Raw genomic sequence first — 7,963 nt, 5'->3', positions numbered from 1 at the left:
GGCAAGGTGGACCGCGGGGCGCTGCCCGCGCCGCGGACCGTGCCGGAGGGCAAGCCGGCCGGCCGGCCGCCGCGCACCCCCGCCGAGCAGCTGATCGCGGCGGTCTGGGCGGACGTGCTCGGGGTGCCGGAGGTCGGCGCCGACGACAACTTCTTCCACCTGGGCGGCGATTCGCTGACCGCCGTGCGGGTGGTGGGCCGGGTCTTCGACGTCTTCGGCATGGTGTCGCCGTACACCATCTTCGACGCGCCGACGCTGGCCGAGTTCGCCGCCGCGGTGACCTCCGCGTCCGGCGGCGAGCGCCCGGCCCTGACCAGGAGCGGTGCCACCGGGGCTCCGCTGTCCAAGTTCCAGCGCGGCCTGTGGTTCCTCGACCAGTGGAACCCGGACGCCCCGACCTACGTGGTGCCCTGGGTGTTCCGCTTCTCCGGGCCGGTCGACCCCGAGCTGCTGCGGCGGGCGCTGGCGGGGGTGGTGGCGCGGCACGAGAGCCTGCGGACGACCTTCGAGCTCGCCGAGGACGGTCCGCGCCAGGTCGTCCACCCCGCCGTGGAACTGCCGTTCACGCTCACCGAGACCACCGCCGACCGGGTGGACGCCCTGGTCGCCGAGGCCGCGCTGGAGCCCTTCGACCTGGAGCGGGGGCCGCTGGTCCGGGCGCGGGTCTTCCGGGCCGGCGGGGCGACCACGCTGCTGCTGCTCCTGCACCACATCGTCTGGGACGAGGGCTCGCTGCCGGTCCTGGAGGCCGAACTCCAGGAGCTGTACACGGCGTCGGCCGAGGGGCGCCCCGCCGAGCTGCCCGAACTCGCCGTCCAGTACGGCGACTACGCCGCCTGGCAGTACCAGGACGACACCGCTGAGCGGCAACTCGACTACTGGCGCGAGCAGTTGCGCGATGCGCCGACCGCGCCGGCACTGGAGCCGGACCGCCCCCGCCCCGAGGAGCAGGGCTTCCGCGGAGCCTTCCACCGCTTCACCATGCCGGGCCCGGTGGCCGAGGCCGTCCGGGCGCTCGCCCGCAGCGAGGACGCCACCCCCTTCATGGTGCTGCTCGCCGGGCTGGCGCTCACCCTGCACCGCCGCTCCGGGCAGCGGGACCTGGTGCTCGGCTCGCCGGTGAACGTCCGCGGCCGGTCCGAACTCGACGGCCTGATCGGCTACTTCGTCAACCTGCTGCCGCTGCGGCTGAAGCTGGAGGAGGGTGCTTCCTTCCGTGAGCTGGTCCGGCACGTGCGCGAGGTGTCGATCGGCGGCTACCGGCACCAGGAGGTCCCCTTCGACGACATCGCGAACGCCGTGCTCGACGAGCGCCCCGAGGACCGCAACCCGCTCTGCCAGGTGCTGCTGGAGCTGCACCCGCTGGACCCCCGGCCCTTCACGGTCGGCGGGCACGCGGTCACCCGCGCCCTGCACTCCAACCCGGTCTCCCGCTTCGACCTGTCCGTCTCGGTGGACGACCTCGGTACCGGCTTCACCGGCCGCTTCGAGTACGACAGCGACCTCTTCGCCGCTGCCACCATGGCCGGTCTGTGCGAGGAGTGGCTCGGCACCCTGGCCGCCGCCGTCGAGGTCCCGGTGCACGCCCTGTTCGAGGCGCAGGCCGCCCGCGACCCACAGGCCGTCGCCCTGGTCTCCGGCGAACGGACCGTCGGGTACGGCGAGTTGAATGCCGCCGCGAACCGGCTCGCCCGCCACCTGGCGGGCCTGGGCATCGGCCGCGGCGACACGGTCGCCGTGCTGGCCGAGCGCGGCCCCGAGCTGGTCGTCGCGTTGCTGGCGGCCCTCAAGGCCGGCGCCGCCTATACCCTGCTCGACCCGGACTTCCCGGCCGAGCGGCTGGCCGGCGCGGTCGCCGACACCGGCGCCGCCACGGTGGTCACCCACCGGCACACCACCGTGCCGTTCGCCGTCCGCAGCCGGGTGGACCTGGACGCCTCGGCCGCCGAACTCACCCGGTACGCGGCGCACGACCTCGGCCTGCCGGTCGACGGCGCCGACCTCGCCTGCGTGATGTTCACCTCCGGCTCCACCGGCCGCCCCAAGGGCGTCGGTGTCCCGCACCGCGCGCTCACCACCACCTACCTCGGCCAGGACTACGCCCGCTTCGGCCCGGACGAGGTCTGGCTGCAGTGCTCGCCGGTCTCCTGGGACGCCTTCGCGCTGGAGCTGTACGGCGCGCTCTGCTTCGGCGGCCGCTGCGTCCTCCAGCCCGGTCAGCGCCCGGACCCGCAGACCATCGCCGAGCTGACCCGCCGGCACGGTGTCACCCAGCTCCAGCTCTCCGCCAGCCTGTTCAACTTCTTGCTGGAGGAGTTCCCGGAGACCTACGACGGCCTGAAGCTCGCCTTCACCGCCGGTGAGCGGGCCTCCGTCACCCACGTGGCCAAGGCCCTGGAGAACCACCCGGGCCTGGTGGTCGCCAACGGCTACGGTCCGGTGGAGAGCCTCGGCCTGACCACCTGCCACCACGTCACCCCCGCCGACCTGACCGGCGGCTCCGTGCCGATCGGCGCCTCGCTCAACGGCAAGGGCATCCTCGTCCTGGACGAGCGACTGCGCCCCGTCGAGCCCGGCGCGACCGGCGAGCTGTACGCCACCGGCGGCGGCCTCGCCCACGGCTACCTCGGCCGGCCCGGACTGACCGCCGAACGCTTCGTCGCCTCCCCGTACGGCGCCCCCGGCGAGCGCCTCTACCGCACCGGGGACCTCGGCTTCGTCAACGCCGAGGGCCTGCTGGAGGTCACCGGCCGGATCGACGACCAGATCAAGGTCCGCGGCTTCCGGGTCGAGCCCGGCGAGATCGAGGACGCGCTCACCCGCCACCCGGCCGTCCGGGAGGCTGCCGTCGCCGTCCACGAGCCGGCCCCGGGCGACCGCCGGCTCGCCGCCTACGTCACCGTCGGCACCGGCGCACCCGACCCGGACGCGCTGCTCGACCACCTGGCCGCCCTGCTGCCCGAGCACCTGGTGCCCGCGACCCTGGACGTCCTGGACGCACTGCCGCTCAACCACAACGGCAAGGTGGACCGCAGGGCGCTGCCCGCCCCCGCCGGACGCCGGGCCGCCGGCGCCGCCGACGCCGTCGACCCGCTGACCGCGGCCGAACGGCTGGTCGCCGACGCGATGCGCGAGGTCCTGGACCTCGCCGAGGTCGGCCGCGAGGACAACTTCTTCCGGATCGGCGGCAACTCGCTGGCCGCCGTCCGGGTCGCGATGCGGCTGTCCCGGGAGACCGGCAGCCGCGTCCCCCCGCAACTGGTGTTCCGGGCCCGGACCGTGAGCGCCATCGCCGAACGGCTGGCCGCCCGGTGACGGGCCGTACCGCACACGAAGGGAACGAGGCCGTGAGCCCGTCCGACCACCCGGCGCGCACCGCGCCCGTCTCCGGGCTGCAACGCGGCCTCTGGTTCCTCGACCGCCTCGACCCGCGGGCCGTCACCTACTGCACCCCCTGGACCGTCGACGTCACCGGCCCGCTCGACCTCGCCCTGCTCCAGCGCGCACTGGACACCGTGGTGGCCCGGCACGAGACGCTGCGCACCACCTTCGCGCTGCACCCCGACGGCCCCCGCCAGCAGGTGCACCCCACCCTCGCCGTGCCGCTCACGGTGACCGACCTGCGCCCGCTGAGCGGCCCCGGGCGGCAGGAGCGCCTGGAGGAGCTGCTCGCCGCCCGCTGCGCCGAGCCCTTCGACCTGGCCACGGGCCCGCTGCTGCGCGCCGAGGCCTTCCGGCTCGCGCACGAGCGCACCACGGTGCTGTTCACCGTCCACCACATCGTCTGGGACGGCTGGTCCGCCGAGGTCTTCGAGCGTGAACTCGCCGCGGTGTACGGCGCCGCGGTGGAGGGCCGGGAGGCCGAACTGCCGGAGCTGACCGTCCAGTACGCCGACTACGCGCAGGCGGAGCTCGGCACCTCCTTCGAGGAGCACCTGACCTACTGGAAGGAGCAGCTGGACGGCGCACCCGCCCTGCTGGAGCTGCCCACCGACCGGCCCCGGCCCGCCGAGCGCGGCGCGGCCGGCCGGACCGAGGAGTTCGGCCTCGCCCCCGGTACGGCGGCGCGGGTCCGCGCCCTGGCCGAGGCGGAGGGCGTCACCCCGTTCACCGTCCAGCTGGCCGCCTTCGCCCTCCTGCTGAACCGCTGGACCGGCGCCGACGACCTGGTGGTCGGCACCCCCGTCACCACCCGCGACCGCCCCGAACTGGAGCACCTGCTCGGCTACTTCGTCAACCTCCTGCCGCTGCGCCTGCGGCTCGCGCCCGCGCTGAGCTTCCGGGACCTGCTGGAGCACGTCCAGGACGTCGCCTTCGAGGCCTACGGCTACCTCGACCTGCCCTTCGACCAGATCGTCGACCGGCTCGGCGCCGCCCGCAGCGCCCAGCACCCGCCGCTGGTCCAGGTGGTGTTCGGCGCCCACGGCGAGGACCGCACCCCGCTCGCGCTCGGCCCGGCGGCCACCGCCCGGAGCCGGGTGCGCTCCAACGGCACCAGCAAGTTCGACCTCACCTGGTCCGTCTTCGACGGCGGCGAGAGCGGCGGCCCCGACGGCGAGCTGCGCGGCGAGGCCGAGTACCGCAGCGAGCTGTTCGACCCGGAGACCGTCCGCCGGCTGGCCGCCGAGTTCGACACCCTGCTCACCGCGGCCCTGGACGACCCCGACGCCACCGTGCTGCGGCTGACCACCCGCGCCGCCGGGGCCGCCCGCGCCGCCGAGGCCACCGAGACCCCCGGCCACTGCCTGCACCACCTGTTCGAGCGGGCCGCCGACGCCCACCCCGACCGGCCCGCCGTCAGCGACCCCGACCGCACCCTGAGCTACGCCGAACTGGACTGCCGGGCCAACCGCCTCGCGCACGCCCTGCGCGCCCGCGGCGCCGGCCCCGGGGACCGCGTCGGCATGCTGCTGGAGCGTACCGCCGACGTCCTGGTCACCGTCCTCGGCGTGCTCAAGACCGGTGCCGCCTACGTGCCCGTCGACCTGGCCGCGCCCGCCGACCGCGCCGCGCTGGTCTTCGGCGACACGGGCGCCACCCTGGTCGTCACGGACCGCGCGGACCGGGTGCCCGACGGCCCCTGGCAGGCCTACGACCTGACCGCCGAGGCCGCCGACCTGGCCGCCCGGCCGGACACCCGCCCGCCGGCCGCCGGCCGCCCCGGCGACGTCGCCTACGTCATCTTCACCTCCGGCTCCACCGGCCGCCCCAAGGGCGTCGCCGTCGCCCACGAGCACGTCAGCCGGCTGATGGCGGACGGCGAGCGGCACTTCGGCTTCGGCCCGCAGGAGACCTGGACGCTCTTCCACAGCTACGCCTTCGACTGGACGGTCTGGGAGATGTGGGGCGCCCTGCTGCACGGCGCCCGACTGGTCGTCGTCCCGTACGTGACCAGCCGCTCGCCGGAGGAGTTCGCCCAGCTGCTGGAGGAGGAGGACGTCTCCTGCCTCTGCCTCACCCCCTCGGCGCTGCGCCAGCTGGAGCCGGTGCTGCGCCGCAGCCCGCGCGCCCTGCCCGCGCTGAAGTGGATCATGCTCGGCGGGGAGGCGCTGGACCCGGCCGTCGTCCAGCGCTGGTTCGAGCTCGACCCGCCGCCCCCGGCCCGGCTGTGCAACCTGTACGGCATCACCGAGACCACCGTCCACGTCACCACCCACGACCTGGCCGGCAGCACCGGCTTCGAGCGCAGCCTGATCGGCACGCCGATGCCGCACCTGAGCGCCCAGGTCCTGGACGACTGGCTGCGGCCGGTGCCGCCCGGCGCGGCCGGTGAGCTGTACATCGGCGGCGGCAGCCTCGCCCACGGCTACTGGGGCCGCCCCGGCCTCACCGCCGGCCGCTTCGTCGCCGACCCGTACGGCCCGCCCGGGGCCCGGCTCTACCGCACCGGCGACGTCGCCCGGCGACTGCCCGGCGGCGGGCTGGAGTACATCGGGCGAGCCGACTTCCAGGTCAAGCTGCGCGGCTTCCGGATCGAACTCGGCGAGATCGAGAACGCCCTCGCCGCCCACCCGGACGTGGACGCCTGCGTCGTCACCGTGCACGAGGACCGCCTCGCCGCGTACGTCACCGGGCGCGAGCCGGCCGACGTCCGCGCCTTCCTCGGCCGTTCGCTGCCCCCCTACATGGTCCCGGCGAGCTACACCGTGCTGGAATCGCTGCCGCTCACCGTCAACGGCAAGGTGGACCGCGCCGCCCTGCCCGCCCCCGGCCAGCGCAGCACCGCGACCGGAGGCCGCCATGTCGAGCCGCGCACCCTGGAGGAGGAGGCCTTCGCCGCGGTCTGGACGGAGGTCCTCGGGGTGGACGGCATCGGCGTCCACGACGACTTCTTCCACCTCGGCGGCGACTCCATCCGGGCCGTCCAGCTGGCCGGCGCACTGCACGAGCGCGGCTGGGGGCTGAGTCTGCGGGACGTCTTCAACGCCCCCACCGTGGCCGCCCTGCTGCCGCTGGCGAAGCCCGTCACCGAGGACCCGGACGCCCACGAGCCGTTCGCCCTGATCACCCCGGAGGACCGCGCCGACCTGCCGCCCGGCCTCGTCGACGCCTACCCGATGGTGTCCATGCAGCTCTCCATGGTCTTCCACATGGAGATCGCCGGCGGCACCGACAGCTACCACAACGTCAACTCCTACCGGATCTCCGGCGACCTCGACGAACAGGCCTTCCGCCGCTCCGTCGCGGAGGCCATGGACCGCCACGCCGTGCTGCGCACCGGCCTGGACCTGTCCGGCTTCGGCGAACCGCTGCAACTCGTCCACGGCCGGCTGCCCGCCCCCGTGGAGTTCGCCGACCTGCGCGGCGAAGCCGACCAGGACGCGGCGATCCGCGAGGTGTTCGACACCCACCGGTGGACGCCCTTCGACCTCACCGCCCCGCCGCTGTTCCGGATCACCGTGCAGCGCCTCGCCGAGGACGCCTTCCAGCTCACCGTCTCCGAGCACCACGCGATCCTCGACGGCTGGAGCTTCACCTCGCTGCTCACCGAGATCCTGGAGCGTCACACCGCCCTCGCCGCCGACCCGCTCGGCGCGCCCACCCCGCCGCCGCGCACCGCCTTCCGCGACTTCGTGGCCGTCGAACGGCAGGCCGCCGGGGACGAGCGCTCGCTCGCCTACTGGCGCGAGCGGCTGTCCGGTGTCAGCGGCCAGCTGTTCCCCGGCAGCGAGTCCGTGCACGAGGCGCCGCGCACCGTCGAACGGGTGCTGCCCGAGGCACCGGAACAGCTGCGGACGGTCGCCGACGCGCTGGGCGTGCCGGTCAAGTCGGTGGCGCTCGCGGCCCACCTGCACGCCCTCGCCGCCGTCACCGGGAAGCCCCGGGTCACCACCGGACTGGCCGTCAACGGCCGGCTGGAACGGCTCGGCGGCACCGAGGTGTACGGGCTGTTCCTCAACACCGTCCCGCTGAGCTGCGAGCCCGGCGACGACCTGCTCGCCCTGGTCCGCGAGGTCCACCGGGAGGAGCTGGACATGATGCCGCACCGCCGGGTGCCCTTCGCCCGCCTCGCCCGGCTGATGACCGACACCGCGCTGGACAGCCAGTTCGGCTACCTGCGCTTCCACGCCCTCGGCCGGCTCAGCTCGGCCCGCATCGTGGACGGCCGGATCGGCACCGAGCCGACCCTGCGCCACGAGCCCAACAGCTTCGCCTTCGGCGCCTCGGTGATCCAGGACCCGGTCACGCAGCGGGTGCTGCTCGCCGTGGACCACCAGCGCTCGCTGGTCGCCGACAGCACCGCCGAGCAGTTCATCGACACCTACGACGCCGCCCTGCACACCATGGCCGCCGCCGCCCGAGCCCTCTGAGGACCCGTCATGACCGATCTGCTGGACCGCCTGCGCGACGCCGTCGCCGCCCACCCCGAGCGCACCGCCGTCCTGGCCGGCGCCGACCGCCTGGACTTCGCCGGACTCGACCGCCGCACCGCCGCCCTGGCCCGCGCCCTGCGCGCCCTCGG

General features: G+C 74.9%; 2 protein-coding genes. Both read left to right on the top strand.

All coding sequences use genetic code 11. From position 1 onward, the window contains the following. Nucleotides 1–3,315: non-ribosomal peptide synthetase (locus KS423_RS31855; RefSeq protein WP_224283232.1), on the top strand; the 3,315-nt coding region annotated here is incomplete at its 5' end. Between the two features lie 32 nt (nucleotides 3,316–3,347). After that, nucleotides 3,348–7,811 carry a non-ribosomal peptide synthetase gene (locus KS423_RS48160; protein ID WP_224283231.1) on the top strand — a complete coding sequence of 1,488 codons (4,464 nt, stop codon included), beginning with the start codon at nucleotides 3,348–3,350 and terminating at the stop codon, nucleotides 7,809–7,811. The last annotated feature ends 152 nt before the right edge of the window (nucleotides 7,812–7,963 follow it).

The organism is Streptomyces sp. LS1784 (assembly GCF_020103755.1).
In the GTDB taxonomy this organism is placed as follows: Bacteria; Actinomycetota; Actinomycetes; order Streptomycetales; family Streptomycetaceae; genus Kitasatospora.
Note: the sequence above shows the minus strand (reverse complement) of the source record. Positions and strands in the feature narration are given on the sequence as shown.